At 61.2% G+C, this 17,743-nt stretch carries 21 protein-coding genes; 4 read left to right on the top strand and 17 right to left on the bottom strand.

The window, feature by feature from the left end; translation table 11 throughout:
- Positions 1–119 precede the first annotated feature (119 nt).
- Complete coding sequence (locus SK39_RS25025) at positions 120–1,001, top strand: RepB family plasmid replication initiator protein (RefSeq protein ID WP_015063085.1); 882 nt, start codon at positions 120–122, stop codon at positions 999–1,001.
- 587 nt (positions 1,002–1,588) lie between these two features.
- Here the strand turns inward: SK39_RS25025 and SK39_RS26990 are convergent.
- Positions 1,589–2,104: a hypothetical protein gene (locus tag SK39_RS26990; protein ID WP_015063086.1), complete on the bottom strand. Its 516-nt coding sequence runs from the start codon at positions 2,102–2,104 to the stop codon at positions 1,589–1,591.
- Positions 2,105–2,292: 188 nt separating this feature from the next.
- On the opposite strand from SK39_RS26990, the gene SK39_RS27465 reads away from it, so the two are divergent.
- Positions 2,293–2,619 (top strand): hypothetical protein, encoded by a 327-nt coding sequence (locus SK39_RS27465; RefSeq protein WP_015063087.1) that lies wholly within the window; start codon positions 2,293–2,295, stop codon positions 2,617–2,619.
- A gap of 46 nt (positions 2,620–2,665) precedes the next feature.
- Here the strand turns inward: SK39_RS27465 and SK39_RS27335 are convergent, their stop codons facing one another.
- Complete coding sequence (locus tag SK39_RS27335; protein ID WP_022652137.1) at positions 2,666–2,824, bottom strand: hypothetical protein; 159 nt, start codon at positions 2,822–2,824, stop codon at positions 2,666–2,668.
- A 108-nt stretch (positions 2,825–2,932) separates the two neighbouring features.
- On the opposite strand from SK39_RS27335, the gene SK39_RS25010 reads away from it, so the two are divergent.
- Both SK39_RS25010 and SK39_RS25005 read left to right on the top strand, forming a co-directional pair.
- A complete protein-coding gene (locus SK39_RS25010) occupies positions 2,933–3,205 on the top strand; it encodes a hypothetical protein (protein WP_022652138.1) in 273 nt (90 codons plus the stop codon).
- The gene (locus SK39_RS25005; RefSeq protein ID WP_223203170.1) at positions 3,195–3,590 is read left to right on the top strand and encodes a DNA-binding protein; all 396 of its coding nucleotides are present in this window, start codon (positions 3,195–3,197) and stop codon (positions 3,588–3,590) included. The genes SK39_RS25010 and SK39_RS25005 overlap by 11 nt, the downstream gene beginning before the upstream one ends.
- A gap of 292 nt (positions 3,591–3,882) precedes the next feature.
- On the opposite strand, the gene SK39_RS25000 is transcribed toward SK39_RS25005, so the two are convergent.
- From SK39_RS25000 to SK39_RS24930, 15 genes are all read right to left on the bottom strand, one after another.
- Entirely contained in the window at positions 3,883–4,125 is a 243-nt protein-coding gene (locus SK39_RS25000) for a DUF2274 domain-containing protein (RefSeq protein ID WP_004883121.1), read from the bottom strand.
- Positions 4,122–5,402, bottom strand: a complete 1,281-nt coding sequence (locus SK39_RS24995) for a TraB/TrbI/VirB10 family type IV secretion system protein (RefSeq protein ID WP_004883119.1) — start codon at positions 5,400–5,402, stop codon at positions 4,122–4,124. Before SK39_RS24995 ends, SK39_RS25000 begins: the two co-directional genes overlap by 4 nt.
- Positions 5,403–5,404: 2 nt before the next feature.
- Entirely contained in the window at positions 5,405–6,397 is a 993-nt protein-coding gene (gene trbG / locus SK39_RS24990) for a P-type conjugative transfer protein TrbG (RefSeq protein WP_004883112.1), read from the bottom strand.
- Positions 6,394–7,098 (bottom strand): conjugal transfer protein TrbF, encoded by a 705-nt coding sequence (gene trbF, locus SK39_RS24985; protein ID WP_004883108.1) that lies wholly within the window; start codon positions 7,096–7,098, stop codon positions 6,394–6,396. The genes trbG and trbF overlap by 4 nt, the downstream gene beginning before the upstream one ends.
- A 29-nt stretch (positions 7,099–7,127) precedes the next feature.
- Entirely contained in the window at positions 7,128–8,492 is a 1,365-nt protein-coding gene (trbL, locus tag SK39_RS24980) for a P-type conjugative transfer protein TrbL (RefSeq protein ID WP_004883106.1), read from the bottom strand.
- Positions 8,489–8,815 carry a hypothetical protein gene (locus tag SK39_RS24975; protein ID WP_004883103.1) on the bottom strand — a complete coding sequence of 109 codons (327 nt, stop codon included), beginning with the start codon at positions 8,813–8,815 and terminating at the stop codon, positions 8,489–8,491. The genes trbL and SK39_RS24975 overlap by 4 nt, the downstream gene beginning before the upstream one ends.
- 12 nt (positions 8,816–8,827) lie before the next feature.
- Positions 8,828–9,565, bottom strand: coding sequence for a P-type conjugative transfer protein TrbJ (gene trbJ / locus SK39_RS24970; protein ID WP_004883101.1), 738 nt, complete (start codon positions 9,563–9,565; stop codon positions 8,828–8,830).
- Positions 9,562–12,012: a conjugal transfer protein TrbE gene (trbE, locus tag SK39_RS24965; protein WP_004883099.1), complete on the bottom strand. Its 2,451-nt coding sequence runs from the start codon at positions 12,010–12,012 to the stop codon at positions 9,562–9,564. The genes trbJ and trbE overlap by 4 nt, the downstream gene beginning before the upstream one ends.
- Before the next feature lie 11 nt (positions 12,013–12,023).
- The gene (locus tag SK39_RS24960; RefSeq protein ID WP_004883097.1) at positions 12,024–12,296 is read right to left on the bottom strand and encodes a VirB3 family type IV secretion system protein; all 273 of its coding nucleotides are present in this window, start codon (positions 12,294–12,296) and stop codon (positions 12,024–12,026) included.
- Positions 12,293–12,667: a TrbC/VirB2 family type IV secretion system protein gene (locus SK39_RS24955; protein ID WP_425267603.1), complete on the bottom strand. Its 375-nt coding sequence runs from the start codon at positions 12,665–12,667 to the stop codon at positions 12,293–12,295. Before SK39_RS24955 ends, SK39_RS24960 begins: the two co-directional genes overlap by 4 nt.
- Before the next feature lie 5 nt (positions 12,668–12,672).
- On the bottom strand, positions 12,673–13,740 hold the full coding sequence (gene trbB / locus SK39_RS24950) for a P-type conjugative transfer ATPase TrbB (RefSeq protein WP_004883088.1): 1,068 nt from the start codon (positions 13,738–13,740) through the stop codon (positions 12,673–12,675).
- Complete coding sequence (locus SK39_RS24945; protein ID WP_004883086.1) at positions 13,737–14,201, bottom strand: ribbon-helix-helix protein, CopG family; 465 nt, start codon at positions 14,199–14,201, stop codon at positions 13,737–13,739. Before SK39_RS24945 ends, trbB begins: the two co-directional genes overlap by 4 nt.
- Positions 14,198–16,213: a conjugal transfer protein TraG gene (locus SK39_RS24940; protein WP_004883083.1), complete on the bottom strand. Its 2,016-nt coding sequence runs from the start codon at positions 16,211–16,213 to the stop codon at positions 14,198–14,200. The genes SK39_RS24945 and SK39_RS24940 overlap by 4 nt, the downstream gene beginning before the upstream one ends.
- A 274-nt stretch (positions 16,214–16,487) precedes the next feature.
- A complete protein-coding gene (locus SK39_RS24935; RefSeq protein ID WP_004883082.1) occupies positions 16,488–16,763 on the bottom strand; it encodes an EexN family lipoprotein in 276 nt (91 codons plus the stop codon).
- Positions 16,760–17,704 carry a LysR family transcriptional regulator gene (locus SK39_RS24930; RefSeq protein WP_004883081.1) on the bottom strand — a complete coding sequence of 315 codons (945 nt, stop codon included), beginning with the start codon at positions 17,702–17,704 and terminating at the stop codon, positions 16,760–16,762. The genes SK39_RS24935 and SK39_RS24930 overlap by 4 nt, the downstream gene beginning before the upstream one ends.
- Positions 17,705–17,743 lie beyond the last annotated feature (39 nt).

The following is a 17,743-nucleotide window of genomic DNA, read 5'->3' as shown; positions in this document are numbered from 1 at the left end:
AATACACTATGTCGGGTAATCCATCCACTATACAGGGTGCATAATCCACTATACCGGGTGGATTCGATACACTATACCGGGTAGGATGTAGATCTTATGCACAAAACGGATCTTTCTATATGTCTAGTAATAACAACAAGTTATCTCTTGTCATTGAAGAGTCCCTAAAAGATTCCGGGGAAGTTATCCAACTGCTTCCCACGCTAAGACAGACCATTCAGCCGAAAGTTTTACTCCGTCTGGGTGTGTTTGTGCCAACACTGAAATCCACGGATAAGGGTGGCCGGAAGAGTCACCGCATCGATGCCACCGAACCCCTTTCGAGACTATCCATTGTCGAGGGTGAAGGCTACAGCCAGATCCAAATTTATGGCCCGCGCCTCGACATGGACTCTGACTTCAAATCATGGTGTGGGATCGTTTATGCATTGTCTAACCGTCCGCTCGACTCGGAAGGTCAGCTGGAGCTGAATTTCCCGGAGTTTGCTAAGTTCTGCGGTTTTGACACTAAGCGCATTGATAGGCAATTGAAAGAGCGTTTTGATGCTTCATTGACGCGTATTGCCCGAACCAGTATCTCGTTCATTAAGAAAATACCCGGTACAGACGATCAGATAACGATAAACATGCACCTCGTGGAATCCACGTACTACGACAGTTCCACCGGGAAAATCGTCATCAAGCCAAATTCGAAGCTCAATACGCTGTATCGCGTCGACGGTAAAACCCGACTCTACCTGAAGACGTTGCAGAAACTGGCCCGTAAGGAGTCCGCACAGGCCCTGTATCTGTATCTGGCTGAGTTACCGAGCACCTTTTACCGTATCGGATTTGACCGGCTGCGTGAACGCCTGCAACTGTCCTCACATCTTGGCAACCAGAATGCCACAGTTAAAAAGGCGCTGGGCCAGCTTAAAGAGATCGGTTTTCTGGAATACTCCATAGACAAAGAAAACGGCGATTATGTACTGAATATTCTGAAAAGAAACATGAAGCCATGATAGATGCCGGATAATGCAGCTGCCTGCCGCGTGGGTGGCTGCATTACCCGGAATAGTGGATATTCTTCTCCTTTCCGCTCTGTTTTTACCCGGTACAGTGGATCTCCACTACACCGGGTAATGTCAGCCCTAAAACTCCGATGCAGCCCTTTCTCTTCAGCCTTACCCTGACGATTCTGTGTGTTTTTCAACCAAAATGTGAACTATACCCGGTACAGTGGAGCCACGAAAATGTGATCCATACCCGGTATAGTGGATAAGGCCCCTTGCGAACCAGGCACCGGAAATGTGGCGGCACTGGTTGGCAAGTTTTACCCGGTATAGTGGAGCCCGTTACTGCCTCCGCCCCGGATGGCGTGATGTCACGGGAAGGAAGATATACCCGATAAAGTGGTTCGTGAAGGGTGAACGGCCCTGATAGCACGATGAGGCTGAAGTGGAAACTGTACCCGGTATAGTGGAGCCACTAAGATTGCGTACCCGGTGGCTGAGAGGGGAATCTTTTCCCGCCACAGTGGAGTAGCTGATATCGTCGAAAATGTCTTAACCACAATACGGCCATTCTGTTGCTGCACTAAAGAAATGCATCATCGAGTCTCAGGTGTTTTAAGTTGGTAAACCCCCTTCCACCAGGTGTCGAAAGAGACGCTATCATCGCAGCGCATAAACATGCCGTTATGCCTTGCGACAACGCTGAGAGAACCTTTATTTTTACCGCAGGTCTTCTCAAAAGACTCTGTAGCTTTAATAAAAGTTTCACCATCCGTGATGGTCGGGGAATCCAGTTCCTTCGCCAGCCATGACGGATAGCTGTCAGCATTAACCCATACAAGGCGTTCCACAACTGAAAAGAGTACGCCGACAAGGCCAACCGCCCAGAGCGTAATAACCAGTAAACGTAAAATTCGCAGGACTATGAATTTTGAATGCTGTAAAGGCGAGACAAGAAATGGCAACGATATCATGACTGTGAGCATGACTGATGACGCCAGCAACGTGTATAACAATGCCCATGATTTCACATAGGCCGAAAACGCGATCATCAAGCCAATAAGAACAAAGAGCGGTGCAGCGCTTTTCAGACTACCCATGTTTATTTTCATTATTTTGATGCTCCATTTTGTACGAGTTTAGAGATACTACGTTTAAAATCATCTACGGCCTCAAAAAAGGTTCGTGGATGACGTTATTGGTTTTTTATATTGTACCATTGGTGAGCGTTTACCTTTTTACCCTTTAATTAAGGCACCAGGATTCGCCCCTGAAAAAGCGAATTCCATGAGGTTAATGTATGTCACACAATATTTTTATAGCTGAGTTTGATGATGGACTTCGGATGTACGGTATCAATGACGGTACAGCCTGCCATATGCATGCTTTTTTGTTTCAGACCCAGGCGCAAGTAGAACACTGGCTGGGAAGCGGTGATCGTGATACCCGCAAGTTACCTGTAATGCCAGAAAACGCCTCATTGACGGAGGAAAACGTCACTATCGGCCCTGACGAAACATGGGCTTTTCGCTCCCGAGCTTCACGCACCGCACAATGGATCACCGGCCCCCTTGAACATGACAGTGAGTCATGGGAAGACCAGTCTGTATATGGCCACAGCACGTGAACTTCACGCCTCCAGTCCTGCTGACCGACATAGGCAGGACAGGGGTTTACAGTACCCGGTACAGTGTATCGCCTTGCTGAACCCGTGTTTGCTGCTGCTGGCCCAGCGGACGGATGCTGGGAAAGTCAAAGATGATCAGTTTTAGATCCGCGTTCGCGGGGATAATTATTCCTACTGGAATGTTAGCTACAGCGTTAGAATCCATTTTGTTGCCTCACCTTACAAGGGCGATTAACCGTCTTAATGGCAGCATTCGCCCGATCAGGCCGCAGGGGTAACAACTTGTGGTCTTTTTCGTACACAAGGAGTGTTTATGCCTTACATCCCCGAAACACTGGAAGGAACGTTTTTCCGCAAGACTATTGAAACATCACCGGAAGGTGAAAGCCTGTACTGGTTTCGCCGTGCAGATGGCATAGAATTCGCCGTCATTGAGTCGGCTCGCTACCCAGGCAATGATGCCGTGGTAATTTGCGGGGACGGGCGCCCAACAGGCAACACGATTTCAGAATCGCTTTTTGTCATTACTGATGACATGCGGGCGCTTCCCCGTGGCGTGTATGAACAGGAGGCGCATGATGCCTAACCAGATCCCGAACAACCCTACACTTCCGAAGAATTTCGACATTACGCCTAACGAGAAGCGCAGCAAGGCCCAGCTCGATGCCTGGTGGGATCATCCTTACTGCGTCACCCATAACGAGAAATTTCACGTGTACTGTCTGAACGGCGGGGCGTGGGATAGGCCGACATGGCTGGCTCAGGCTGACACGTATGATGAGGCCTGTGAACTGGCAGAACGGAAACAAGCTGAGTGGGTGGCACGCCGGGAACAGCCTATTTACTATATGACCTTTGAGCCGCCTTTTCAGATGGTGCGACAGCCGCAACGCCCTGATCATGATGCTGTAGTAGTTGTGTCGTTCGAAACGAAGGAAGAACTGGACGCCTGGAGCGCAGCGCAGCAATAAAAAATGTCCGCAGTCAAGCGATTGTTGAAATCAGCCTGATGGCCGGAAGTCTATATGGGGTGCGGGTTTGGCTCTACTTCGGGCCGCCTTGCGGGGCTGTGGCGTTGTGGGCTGGGAGCCACATAGGAGCTTCGCGGTAGAAAGCCCGAGCGTGCTGCATCGGGGGCGGTTGCCTGCAGGCGGTAGCCGCGTTTGGTCTTCATAGCCCAATCGGTCGCCGTCCTCCAGAATGAAGAACGCGCAGCCTTGGGCTGCGCGTTTGAGGGATGGCCGCCAGCGGAAACCGGCATCATCAGCTTGGCTTCGGCGGCGCGGCCTTGCCCGCGCCTCCCTTCCTGAATCCCCGATCTCCGACCATGAAGGCTTCTAGCATGTGCGGAATTAGCACCGTGGCATCGACCGCCTCGCCGTAGGTCTGCGCGTGCAGCGTAGCGTAGCGGTCGAGGTCGGCTTTCAGGCTGGCCGGGCAAGCAAAAGTCAGCTTCGTGGATTCCGTTTTCGGCAGCGGCCCGAGCCGTAGCTTGCGCGTCGTCATCGCGAAGTCCCCCTGTTGAAGAAAAGTGGCTGGTACGGCCGCAGCACCAGATCGCGGTTGACGATGATGCGAACCGGCAAGCCGGGGCGCTCCGTCAAGGTGGGCTGGATGTTGAGGTTGCGCCGGGTCATCTCCTGACCGACCTGATTGATGCTGTCCTGGGCGCTATCGCGGCCGGCGATGATGACGCGATCACCGTCCTGCCGGTTCTCCGGCGCAGCCAGTTCGGCACCGATGCCCAGTAGCGTCGTCAGTGCCGCACCGGCAAAGACGCGATCCCAATGCCAATCCACATCATCTTCCAAGCCGGCGTAGCCGGCCGGATCGGTGCCGGCCAAGTTGTCGAGCTTGAGCGAAGACGTGTCGGGCAGGATGATCCGGTTCCACACCACTTGCACGCGGCTCTGCCCGTAGCTGACCTGGCTGTTGTATTTGCCCAGGATGCGTGACCCCTGCGGGATCAGCAGGAACTTGCCGGTAGCCGTGTCATAGACCGGCTCCGTCACTGTGGCGATCACATCGCCCGGCAAGTCCGACTTGATGCCCGTCACCAGCGCCCCGGCGACCACCGTTCCGGCCATGACCTGATACGGCGACGCCGGCAGCGTCAGGTTGCCGGAATCACGGGCTTCCGTGGTTCCGGCTTTCTGGAATGCCTCTTTCTGGTCTTGCCGGTTCTGCACGGCGGTCGGGTCGGCGGGCTGGGCCGCCGTCGACGCAGGCCCGGCCGCCAGCGGGTCGAAGGCCGCATTGGCGGTGAAGCCCGGCGCAGCGGCTACCTGTGTCTGCGCCACCGGCGCGGCCTTCTGCGAACCAGAGCGGAAGAACACCGCCGATGCCGCTGCTGCTTCGGCTTCCTTGCGCAACGCGTCGTTGGGGTCGTTGCCGGGGGCCGCGTAGGCGGCCGTCACCGGCTGCTGCGACTTCACAATGGCCGGGCCAAGATCGCCTGGCAGCGGCGGCCCCAACTCCGGCACGGATGCCGCCAAGGGGGGCGGCAGCTTCGAGTAGTCCGCCGGCAGCGCGTCCAACCCTTCGGACTTCGAGACGCGATCGACGTTGTAAAGCTCGGTCTGCTCGCCTGCACCGCGCCGCTGCGGTTGCAGCGACCACATCAGCGCGCCGAGCACAGCGACCGAGAGACCGCCGACGAGGATGGCCAGCGTGCGCCGGTTCAGGCGCGTGACCGGGCGCGGTTGGGCGCGCAGCGCAACTGCCTCGGGTGCCACCTTGCCCGCATGCGGCGTGGCGAGGTCGGGAGTGTCGTCCTGGCTCATGGTCAGTTCCTCCGCGCCAAGCCATCCGTGCGTTCGATACGCACCACGTCACCCTTGTCGCCGCCCAGGCGCAGTTCGGCCGCGCCGAACAGCCGATCCACGATGTAGTAAGGCGAGCGAAAACGGTAATTCACCAGTTGTCCGTCGCCCTGCGCGCCGATGACGAACAGCGGTGGCAGCTCGCCTTGGGCGATTCCCGGCGGGAACTGGATATAGACCTTCTCGCCATCGTCGAAGGCGCGCAGCGGCTTCCACGGCGGATTGCTGCCTGAGACGGAATATCGGAAGCGGATCTTCTCCAGCGACAGTCCGGTATCGACCGGTGCGGCGGCGCTAGCCGCCTGCGACTGGCGCTGCAAGGCCAACATCCGGTCTTTTGGGTAGTCCCAGGACACCGACGCCATCCATGCCTTTTCCGTCGAGGTCAGTTCCAGCAGGTATGTTCTGCGACTGGTGGTGATGACCAAATTCGTCTTGAGGCCTGAGCGGATGGGCTTGACCAGCACATTGATGCGCATCGCGTCGCCGCTGCCGCTGGACGTGTCACCGACGATCCAGCGCACGGTATCGCCGGCTGCGACCGTCACTAGTTCCTCGCCCGGCTGCAAGGAAACCACGGTCACGCGTCCCGGCGCGGCATAGACTTGGTAGAGCGCACCATCGGTGAAGGGCCACACCTGAATCGCATTGACGTAGCCCTCGCGCGTGGGCGCGATGCGCGCCTCGGCATTGGCACGGGAAACGCGCACCTTCTCATCGGCCGGCTCCGGCTTAGCCGGGGCCGCGTCCAACTCGTGCAGCGGCTTCAACTGCGCTGGCAGCGCCAGCGGCTCGGGCATGGCGACGACTTCCACTGGAGCAGGCGGCTCCGGCAGCGGCTGTGCCTGCACCGGCTCATCGAGCGAAATGGACGGAGGCGGCTTGCCCTGCGAAGCGCAGCCCGACAGGGCCACCACGGTCAGCGCGAAAGCGTATAAGCGGAAAGACAGGTTCATGGCTTGGCTCCTTCAGAAGAATCCAGTTCGCGGCTCCACGACAGGCCGTTGACGTAGATACCCAGCGGGTTCTTGCGCAGGCGCTGTTCGGTGCGCGGGGTTTGCAGGACGGTGGAAAGCACCGCGTTCCATCGCTCGGTCCCGGCGGGGGCACCGTTGATGAACCGTTGCTCCGTCCAACGGACGTTGAACGAGGCATCGCTGGCGCGTACCACGCTGGTGATCTGCACCGTCACCGACTCGCGGCCAACACGGGCGAAAGGATCGTTCTTGCTGGCGTAGTCGTTGAGCACCGCCGCGCCTTTGTCGGTGGTGTAGTCGTAGGCGTCCAGCCAGTTTTGCCGCACCACGATGGGATCGATAGACAGCGAGCGCACCAGCGTCACGAAGCGCGCCAGGTGGTGCGCGATCTGCGCATCGGCGGGCCGGTACGGCGTGGCGGCTTCGCCGACGGCGCGCACCTGCCCCGACTGATCGACCTCGATGACGTAAGGGGTGACGATGGACTGCGCCGAGCGCCACACCAGGCCACCGGCCATCAGCAGCGCAAGCGTGAGGCAGCCGAAGGCCATAAAACGCCAGTTCTTGGCCTGGACGCGGGCCGAGCCGATGCGCTCGTCCCACACCTGCGCGGCGGATTGGTACGGGGTGGCAGGCTGCGGCGTGTCGGCATAGCGCACCTGCGGGCGTTTGAATCGCATAGGGTTCTCCTTGGTGGTCAGGTATCGGGTCACGCATCGGGGCGCAGGCTTGGGCCTTGCCCTGAGCCGCCGCCGTCGCCACTGCGCAGCGTGTGGGCTGCGGTGGTTGCGGCATGGGTGATCTGCTGGCGGCGGTGCATCCGCTTTGCCCAGGCGGGTTGCTCTTGCTTCGGCGCGCTGGCTGCGCCTTCGCCTGCGGCGGCCTGGCCGGAACCGGCAGCGCCGACATCCGCACCGTTCCATCCTGCCCGGAAGGAGTCGGCCACCTTCTGACCGGCAGCGGAAGCGCCCGATGCAGCTCGGCGGCCTGCCGCTTGCGCGCCGGTCTTGGCGACATTGCCGAGGCCCGCAGCCGCGCCTTTAGCCCCGCCGCCCGCAGCGGCGGAACCGGCCTGGAATGCGGACTTGGCGCTGCTGGCCGCCGACGTGGCGGCGCGTGCGCCGCTCCCGGCCAGCTTTGCGGCGGCCGGGGCCATGCGTGCGCCCGCCATGACGGCACCGCCCACGCCGGTCGCGGCGGCACCGATGGCAACACCCGTGCCTACCGCGCCGACGGCAGCGCCCGCCATCGCACCCGCGCCGAGCTGCGGCGCACCGGACACAAGGCCCGTGGCGATGCCGGGGCCGAAGATGCCCAGCGCCAGCAAGGCAAGCGAAGCCAGCATCACGACAAGCGCATGGTCGATGGAAGGCTCGTCGGGATGAACCTGGAACTCCGCGAACAGGCCCGAGCCGATGCCGACGATTACCGCCAGCACCAAGACCTTGATGCCTGACGAAACCACATTGCCGAGCACCTTTTCCGCGAGGAACGAGGTTTTGTTCCAGAGCGCAAACGGGATCAAGACGAAGCCGGCAAGCGTGGTCAGCTTGAACTCGATCAACGTGATGAAAAGCTGAACCGCGAGCACGAAGAAACAGAGGATCACCACCAGCCAAGCGATGAACAGCACCACGATGGGGTCGAGGTTCACGAACACTTCGGGGAAGCCGGCCATGTCACCGATCTGGTCGAGGATCGGCGCAGCGGCGTCGATGCCGGTCTTGGCAAGCCGACCCGGCTGCAAGAAGTTCTCCATCGTTATGGCCGAGCCAGTGGCGGTGATGCCTAGCCCGGCGAACGAGCGGAACACGATGCTCGACAGCCAATTGAAGTTACCGATGATGTAGGCGAAGGCACCGACGTAAAGCACCTTGCGCAGCAGCTTGGCGATCACGTCCTCGCCCTGGCCGGTCGCATGGCTCATGGCCCAATACAGACCGGCAATGGTCATGTCGATGACAATGAGAGTGGCCGTCAGGAACGCGACTTCGCCTTGCAGCAGACCGAAACCGGAGTCGATGTAGCGCGAGAAGGTATCGAGGAATCTGTCGATGATCGTTACGTCGTTCATGGCGTGTCCTCCGCAGCGGCGAGCGACGCATCACCTTCCGGCGCGTCGTCGGTTGGCGTGTCGAAACTCGCCGGAATCGGCGGCAGTTCTGCCAGCGTCCGGTATTCGTCCGGCCCAGTCTGGCCGGTGAAGAAGCGCCGCCGGAAGGCTTCGGCAGCGGCGCGACAGGTGTCTTCGCCTGCGGTTTGCCGGTCGGCTGCGCATTGGGCGCGCAGCGCCTTGAGCCGCACGGGATCGGCGGCCAAGGTGGCGGTCAGGTCTTCAGCCGGCTGCTGGCCGCATGCGGTCAGCAGCACGGCCAGCAGGACAGGAACGCATCGCATGGCCGCCTCCCGTCAGTTGTTGTAGAAGTTGACGGACTGCGGTGTGTACGGCGTGCCGGTGCCCAGGAAGCGCCGCCGCACTTCGCGGGCGCGCTCGGTGGCCGCTGCCTGCCGCGCCAGCTCCAGCGAGGCCGCCCTGTCTTGTGTGATCTGGAGCTGCTGGGCCTGGATGGACTGCTTGGCCTGCAAGGCGAGAAGCTGGTTCGTTGCCTGCATCGCTTGCAGCGCACCCGTGGCCGATTGGCTTTGGCTCACGAGGTCGGCCAGCGCGCTTTCGTCTTGCGTCAGGTTCTGCGACACCTGCGCCTGCATCCGCATCGCGGTGTGCAGGCCGTCGAGCGTGTTCTTCCAGCGTTCGCGTGCGTCCTGTGCCATGCGGTCGCCGCTGATGGTGGCGGCGTACTGCTCCGGGTACAGGCGCGAGAACGTGGCATCCATGCTCTGCACGTCGTAGGCCAGCCCTTGCGCCTCGGCAATCAGGCGTTCAGTCGTGGCGAGCGTCGAGCGCAGCCGGTTGACGATGTTGAAGTCGAGATTCGCCAGGTTGCGCGCCTGGTTCATCAACATCTGCGCTTCGTTCTGGAGCTGGTTGATCTGGTTGTTGATCTGCTCCAGCGTGCGGATGGCAGTCAGCGTGTTCTGCACCAAGTTGACGGGATCAACGAAAGTGAGCGCCGCCGCTGGCTGAGCGAGCATCAGCGAGCCGGCCAGCGCGGCGGCGAGCGAAACGGAAAGTACACGGGTCTTCATGGCGAAATCTCCAGGGGTTGAGTAGCGAGGAAAGAAGCCGCCGACGGCGAGGACGGCAGCAGGTCGGCGGCCCAATCGAGGCCGCGATGGCGTAGCCACGCACCGGCGAAGCCGGGAGCGCCGGCCTGCGTCAGCACTCGGTCAATGTCGCGTTGGTCTTGCGGTGTGGATGCGCCCGAGAAGGCGAGCGCGGCTGGCCCCAGGTCGAGGTCGAACAGACGATTGCCCAGGCGCGATTGGTAGTAGTAGTCGCGCTTGGGCTGCGCGGTGGCGACGATTTCGATTTGCCGACTGTTGAGGCCAAAGCCCTCGTAGACCGTGCGAATCTGCGGCTCGGTCGCCTGCGGGTTGGGCAAGAAAATCCGGCTCGCGCAGCTTTCGATGATCGCGGGCGCGATGGTCGAATCCTTGATGTCGGCAAGCGACTGCGTGGCGAAGATCACCGACACGTTTTTCTTGCGCAGAGTTTTCAACCATTGCCGGATGCGTGCCGCGAAGGACGGTTCATCAAGGAATAGCCAGGCTTCATCGAGAATCAGCAGCGTGGGAGCACCGTCGAAACGTGCATCGAAGCGGGCGAACAAGTAGCGCAGCACCGCTTGCACGGCGGCGGGGCTGTGCATTAGCTCTTCCATCTCAAAGCCCTGCACGTCGCCGCTGCCGAGCCGGTCGCGGTCGGCATCCAGTAGCTTGCCGTGCGCGCCGCCCAGCACATACGGCGACAATGCCTGCCGCAGCGCGTTCGATTGCAGCAGCACCGAAAGCCCGGTCATCGTGCGCTGCTCCACCGGCGCACCAGCGAGGCTGCCGAGCGCCGACCAAATGGCGGCTTTCTCGTCGGGGCCGACGGTCACGCCTTCATGCAGCAGGCGGCCTTCGATCCACTCGGCGGCCCAGGTGCGATAGCCTTCGCTGTCGATACGGGCCAAGGGCTGAAAGGCAATGGCGCCGTCCGCGCCGAGGTCGTAGTGTTCGCCGCCCAGGCCCAGCACCGTCGCCCGCATGGATCGCCCCATGTCGAAGGCGAAGATGCGCGAGCCGCCATAGCGGCGGAACTGCAAGGCGAGCATCGCCAGCAGGACAGATTTTCCCATGCCCGTCGGCCCCGCGACCAGCGTATGCCCCACGTCGCCGATGTGCGTCACCAGCCGGAACGGCGTCGCGCCATCCGTGCGCGTGACGATCAGCGGCGGGCCGTCGAGATGGGCGTTTTTCTCCGGCCCAGCCCACACGGCGGACACCGGCATCATGTGCGCCAGATTCAGCGTCGAGACGATGGGCTGGCGCACGTTGGCATAGGCATTGCCTGGTATGGACGACAGCCACGCATCGACTGCATTTAAGGTTTCGGGGATGGTGACGAAGCCACGTCCTTGGATGACACGTTCCACCATGCGCAGCTTTTCGTCGGCTACGGCAGGGTCGTCATCGAACACCGTCACCGTGGCGGTGAGGTAGCCGAAGGCGACTTGATCGCTGCCAAGCTCTTGCAAGGCGGCATCCGCGTCGGCCGCCTTGTTGCTGGCATCCGTGTCCACCAGCGGCGATTCCTGCTGGAAGATGGTTTCGCGCAGTAGCGCAATGACATTCTTCCGTTTCGCAAACCACTGGCGACGCAGGCGGCCCAGCTCCTTTTCCGCCTCGGCTTTATCGAGGCAGAGAAACCGGGTACTCCAGCGATAGGCAAAGCCCAGGCGATTGAGGTCGTCCAGCAGGCCCGGCCAGGTCGAGGTCGGAAAGCCCCGCACCGACACCACGCGCAGATGCTGGTCACCCAGCATGGGCGCAAGGCCGCCGACTAGGGCGGAATCGGCCAGCAGTGCGTCGAGGTGGAAAGGCACCTCGGGCACGGCCAGCCGGTAGCGCCGCGTGGACACCGTGGCGTGAAGATAAGTCAGCGTCGCGGCATCGTCCAACCAGACGATTTCTGGCATCACGCCATCGAGCAGGTCGAAAACCCGATCCGTTTCTGCCAGGAAGGCGTCAAGCCGACCGCGCCAGTCCACACCATCGCCCGGCGCGTGCTCGTAGAGCAGCTTGGCTGCACGAGCGCGGGATTCCTCCGGCGGCAGATAGGCTAGCGTCAGGTGATAGCTGCTTTCGTAGTGGTTCCCCGATTCCTCAAAGGCAGCGCGGCGTTCTTCGTCCACCAGCCAGGACAGCGGTTCGGGAAAGTCGGAATGCGGATAGTCCGCGGCCGACTGGCGCTCGGCTTCCACGAACAGCGCCCAGCCCGAACCCAGCCGGCGCAACGCGTTGTTTAGCCGTGCCGTCGTGGCGATCAATTCGCCCTGCGTGGCGCTGTCCAGATCAGGCCCGCGAAAGCGCGCCGTGCGCTGAAACGAGCCATCCTTGTTCAGCACCACGCCCGGCGCGATCAGCCCAGCCCAGGGAAGCCAGTCGGCCAGCAAGGCGGGCCGCTGGCGGTATTCGGCAAGGTTAAGCATGGCGGCGTCTCCTACACGTCCAGCAGCGGCTTGTGCTTGATGTGCCGGGCGAAGACCTGCATGAACTGCGGATCGACCCTCGCGCCCCACACGGCCAGCGAGTGACCGACGATCCAGAGCACTACGCCAGGAATCCAGAGTTGCAGGCCCAGCCCGACGGCAGCGGCTAGCGTGCCGTTGGCAATCGCCACCGTGCGCGGTGCGCCGCCCATCAAGAGCGGCTCGGTCAGCGAGCGATGTAGCGGCACCTCGAAGCCGGCCGCGAAGCTATCCGGGCCACTCATACGACAGCCCCGCCGGAGAAGCTGAAGAACGACAGGAAGAACGAGGACGCGGCGAACGCGATGCTCAAACCGAACACGATCTGGATCAGCTTGCGAAAGCCGCCCGACGTGTCGCCGAAGGCGAGCGCGAGGCCCGTGGCGATGATGATGATGACCGCGACGATGCGTGCCACCGGCCCCTGAATCGACTCCAGAATGGATTGCAGCGGGCCTTCCCACGGCATCGAGGAGCCGGATGCCTTCGCCGTGCCCGCCGTCATCAGCATGACTGCGGCCAGCAGCAGGCCGTGGTGCGCGGGGCCGGCCAGCCGCCGCAGGCGTGCGATGGTTGAAACCGGATTTACGGAATTACGGAAAGCGTGAACGTGCATCTGCGTCATGGCAGTTCTCCAGGTAGGTCAAGGGACGAGGAAGGCGCAGCGGCATCGGCTGCGAGAGGAACCGGCATCAGCTCGGGAAACGGTGTTTCCAGCGCGTCCGCCAGGCGATAGCCGGTGCCGTCGAAACCGACGACACGGGCGATGCTTTCGACGCGGCGCTTGCGGCCACGCCCGGCGATGTGGATCACGACGTTGACCGCCTCGGCGATCAGCGCACGCGGTGGGTTCACCGCCACTTCAAGAATCAACTGTTCGAGGCGCAGCAGCGCGCCCAGCGCGGAACCGGCGTGGATGGTGGCGATGCCGCCGGGGTGGCCGGTGCCCCACACCTTAACCAAGTCCAGGGCTTCGCCGCCGCGTACCTCGCCGACGATCACGCGGTCGGGGCGCAGGCGCATCGTGGCCCGCACCAGCTCGGTCATAGACACGACGCCAGCGCGGGTGCGCAGCGGCACATGGTCGCGGGCTGCGCATTGCAGCTCGATGGTGTCTTCGAGCACAAGCACGCGGTCGCCCGTGGCGGCGATCTCCGCAAGCAAGGCATTGGCGAGTGTGGTTTTGCCGCTGCTCGTCGCCCCGGCGATCAGGATGTTCTGGCGCTCACGCACGGCGCGGCGCAGGAACTCGGCCTGGCCTGTGGTCAAGATGCCGTCGGCCACATAGCGATCCAGCCCGATGATGCTCACGGCGCGCTTGCGCAGCGCGAAGGCTGGGCCGGGCGCTGCGGGCGGCAAGATGCCCTCGAACCGCTCGCCGGTTTCGGGCAGCTCGGCGGTCAGCAGCGGCCGCCCGCGATGCACCTCTGCGCCGACGTGCGCAGCCACCAGCCGGATGATGCGTTCGCCATCGTCTTGGGACAGCTCCACGCCCAGCGGCATGCGGCCCGATGACAACCGATCCACCCATAGGGTGCGGTCGGGGTTGAGCATGATTTCCACCACGTCGGGGTCGGCCAGCGCAGCGGCGATGACTGGCCCCATTGCCGTGCGCAGCATCTGGATACGGCGATCCAGAGAGGTTGCGGCGGATGAGAGTTCGGGCGGGGTTTGCGGAATGGCGCTCATGAGGCACGCTCCTGCGCTTCAGCCAGTGCCTCCGCGTCATCCATTCGCGCCGGGTCTGGGTGCAGTTCTTCCACAACGTCGCGCACCAGGCTGCGGCCACGCAGCAGGTGGCGGCCGAGCCGCTCCACGAATTGCTCGAAACGCGCTTTGCCTTGGGCGCGAGCTGCGTCCTGATGGGCTTCGGGAATCGGGGTGCTGACGGTCAGGAAGTAGCGGATGAACAGCGCCAGTGTTTCGATCTGGATGTTCTGGTCGCGCTCCATGCGCTCGGCCTGCCGCGACAGGCGATCGAGCCGCTTGGCGATGGCCGCCTCGCGCTGGTCGCCAGCATCGGGCGATAGCCACGACGCGAGCGCCGCCGCGACAATGGACGACTTGGACACGCCTTTCTTGGCGGCCAGTTCTTCGAGACGCTTGGCGTGCTCGGGCTGAATGAACAGATTGAGGCGGTATTGGCTCATAAGTCGATTCCGTCGTTGGGGTCGAGGGAAGCCAGCCGGGCCGTGCGCTGCATGGCCGGGTCGAGCTGGCCGGGAAGCGGCAGCGGCAGGTCGTCGTCGTCATCGAGCAGAGTCAGGTCATGGCCGGCGAGCAGCGGTTCGGGGCTGTATTCGCTGACTTCGGATAGCTCCGGCTGTCGGCGTGGGCCGCCGTCATCGGCGGTGCCTGTGCCATCGCCGGACAGGCCCGCAGCCCGGACCGTTGACACGGCTGGGATCGATAGGCCGCTCCAGTCGTCGGGCCGGGCCGGTGGCGCGTCCGCGTATTGCCCGGCCGCGAGCACAGGCGGCGGTAAAACGCGGTTCTTGAAATTCGCGTCGGCGTAGTAGCGCAGCTTCTTGGCCTTGATCGGTGCCACGCTGGACACCATCACCACAGCTTCCTCAGTCGGAAGCTGCATCACTTCACCGGGCGTCAGTAGCGGGCGGGCCGTCTCCTGCCGCGACACCATGAGGTGCCCCAGCCACGGTGCCAATCTGTGCCCGGCATAGTTGCGCTGCGCGCGCAGTTCGGTAGCGGTGCCAAGCGTTTCGGAGATCCGTTTCGCAGTGCGTTCATCGTTGGTGGCGAACGTCACGCGGACATGGCAGTTATCCAGAATCGAATGGTTCTGGCCGTAGGCTTTGTCGATCTGGTTGAGCGATTGGGCGATAAGAAAACTGCGGATTCCGTAGCCCGCCATGAAGGCAAGCGCCGTCTCGAAGAAGTCCAGGCGGCCCAGCGCCGGGAACTCATCGAGCATCAGCAGCAGCTTGTGGCGGCGTTCGATGCCGTCGCTGCCGTCGAGCGATTCGGTGAGCCGTCGGCCGATCTGGTTGAGGATCAGGCGAATGAGCGGTTTCGTCCGCGAAATATCCGAAGGTGGCACTACCAGATAAAGCGACACCGGATGCTCGGACGCGATCAGGTCGGCGATACGCCAGTCGCAGCGCGAGGTGACTTCGGCCACCGTGGGGTCGCGGTAGAGGCCCAGGAACGACATGGCGGTGCTCAACACGCCGGAACGCTCGTTGTCCGACTTGTTGAGCACTTCGCGCGCCGCCGAAGCGACGACTGGATGCGGGCCACCACCTTCCACGTTCACGAGGTGCTGTGTGGTCATCATCCGGTGCAAGGTCAGCTCGAAGGGGCTGGCCGGATCGGAGAGGAAATTGGCGACGCCGCGCAGCGTCTTGTCCTCGCCCGCGTAGAGCACATGCAGGATGGCCCCGACCAGCAGCGCGTGCGAAGTCTTCTCCCAATGGTTGCGCTTCTCAAGCGCGCCTTCTGGATCGACCAGAATGTCGGCTATGTTCTGTACGTCACGCACTTCATGTGCGCCGCGCCGAACTTCTAGCAGCGGGTTGTAGGCCGCCGACTTCGCATCGGTCGGATTGAACAGCAGGCAGTGTGAGTAGCGTGAGCGCCAACCTGCGGTGATCTGCCAATTCTCGCCCTTGATGTCGTGGACTACGGCGGATGCAGGCCAAGAAAGCAGCGTCGGCACCACAAGGCCGACGCCTTTGCCTGAGCGCGTGGGCGCGAAAGTGAGGATGTGTTCCGGGCCTTCATGCCGAAGGTACTTGCCATCGTGCTGACCGAGGAACACGCCGATCGGCTGCGTAAGGCCGGCTTTGCGAATGTCCTCCGTACTTGCCCAGCGTGCCGAGCCATAGGTCGTGACTAGGCGTGATTGACGAGAGCGCCAGATCGACATGCAGACTGCGACCACCACCGCCAGCAAGCCACTGCCACCCGCTATGGCACCGCCCGTGTCGAAAACGCGTGGCGCGTAGGCATCGAAGAAGAACCACCACTCAAACAGCTTCCACGGGAGGTAGATCGGTGTGCCGAGGAAATCAAACCAGGGGGAGCCAAGGCGTACCTGATAGCCAAGGGCTGCTGCCGTCCATTGTGTGGCGCCCCACACACCCGCGATCACGATGCCGAATACCACGGCTATCTGACCGAACAGCACATTCGTACCTTGCATAGCCCCGCCTCCAATCTCTCCTACGCTGATTCCCTTGGGAAACGCGGCTTAGAAATGTGCCGCAGGCGTCAGGATCGGTGCTGGCTTAGTGCCGGTCAAAGACCGTTTGGGGCAGAAAGGTCGATAAGAAAGAATGAATTCGCGCTGTGTCTAGCCAGGGAGTGACTCCGTAAGCGCCGGCGAATATCAGCGTGCCGAACAGAAGATTCAGGCAGACTAGCGAATTGCTGAATTGCTGAATTGCTGAATTGCTGAATTGCTGAATTGCTGAATTTCAGAATTTGGGGGATTCTTTGGGCGGTGTGTATGGCGTTTTTCCGTCACCGTAGAACCGCTTACGTGTTGCCTCCGCTACCCGGTTGCAAAGCAGTTCGCCCAAAGTAGGCCGATCCGTCTTGCATTGCTGGCGCAACTTCTTGAGCTGTTCCGGGTCTGCCACCAGCTCTTCTACTGTCGGGGTTTTCTTTTCTGCACTAGTGGCTTTGTGCGGTTTATCAGATTGACCGCATGCGACTAGCATTGCAGCGACGAGCGTGATGGCGAGTCTCATGGCATCAATTCCTCCGGAAGATCGGGATTTCGGCTTTTTGTTGACCTGAGAAACTCTGGCAATTCGATGGCCTGTACTCGCTGAATGAAGCGCGCAAGCTCGTCAAACGGATCGCCTTCAAGTCTGAGTAGATAGGTCGTCAAAGGTGGTACGCGTGTCGAAAGCGGCCTCGCCACGACTCCTGGCTCTCGGGAGGCTGCAATGTGTGCAGCCCCTGTAAGTCCGAGTGCAAAACCGGCAGATACCAACGCCATCATCAGGTCGAAAGTGGTAACCCGCTCGGCAACTAGAGGCTGCATTTCAGCCCGGCTAAGTACTCGCTCAATGTGCTTGGCGTGGCCCTCGCACACTTGAGGATCAGATAGCACTAGCGGGTAGCGCAGCAGTTCATCCAATGGAATTCGCTTAAGAGCCAGCAACGGATGCCGAGCTGGCAGCGCCACCATAAGCGTGTCAGTCCACGCGGGAAGTGCGACGATTCCATCACCTACGTCGTCGGACTGTGCAAAGCCGACGTCATACAGGTCGTCGTGCAATCCTTTGATTTGTTGGGATAGTGGCACCTCAAAAAAGCGAATCTCAACCTCGGGCTCCTCCTCGCGACACAACGCCAATAGGGCTGGTAAGCACAGTAGTGTTGCGCCGTCTGACAAGGCGACGCGGAGTTGTCCATGAAAGCCATTTTTTGCTGCCTTCACGCAGTCCCGCGCCTGTTGCAAGGATGCGAACACCCGAGGTGCGTGCTCCATGAGCATCAACCCAGCTCGTGTCAAACGCGTGCTTCTCGTGTTCCGAATAAAGAGCTGTGCTCCTAACTCCTCTTCGAGTTCTTTGATCGTGCGAGACAGTGGGGACTGCTCAATATGCAGTTTCGCAGCGGCGCGAGCGAAGTGAAGTTCCTCGGCGAGCGCCATAAAACAACGTAGATGTCGAATTTCCATGCGTCCCCTACTAATCGTCGATCTATTCAGTATTTAAAA

It is taken from the genome of Citrobacter sp. BIDMC107 (genome assembly GCF_001037575.1).
GTDB classification, from domain to species: domain Bacteria; phylum Pseudomonadota; class Gammaproteobacteria; order Enterobacterales; family Enterobacteriaceae; genus Citrobacter; species Citrobacter freundii.
This window is presented reverse-complemented; position numbering and strand designations above follow the sequence as displayed.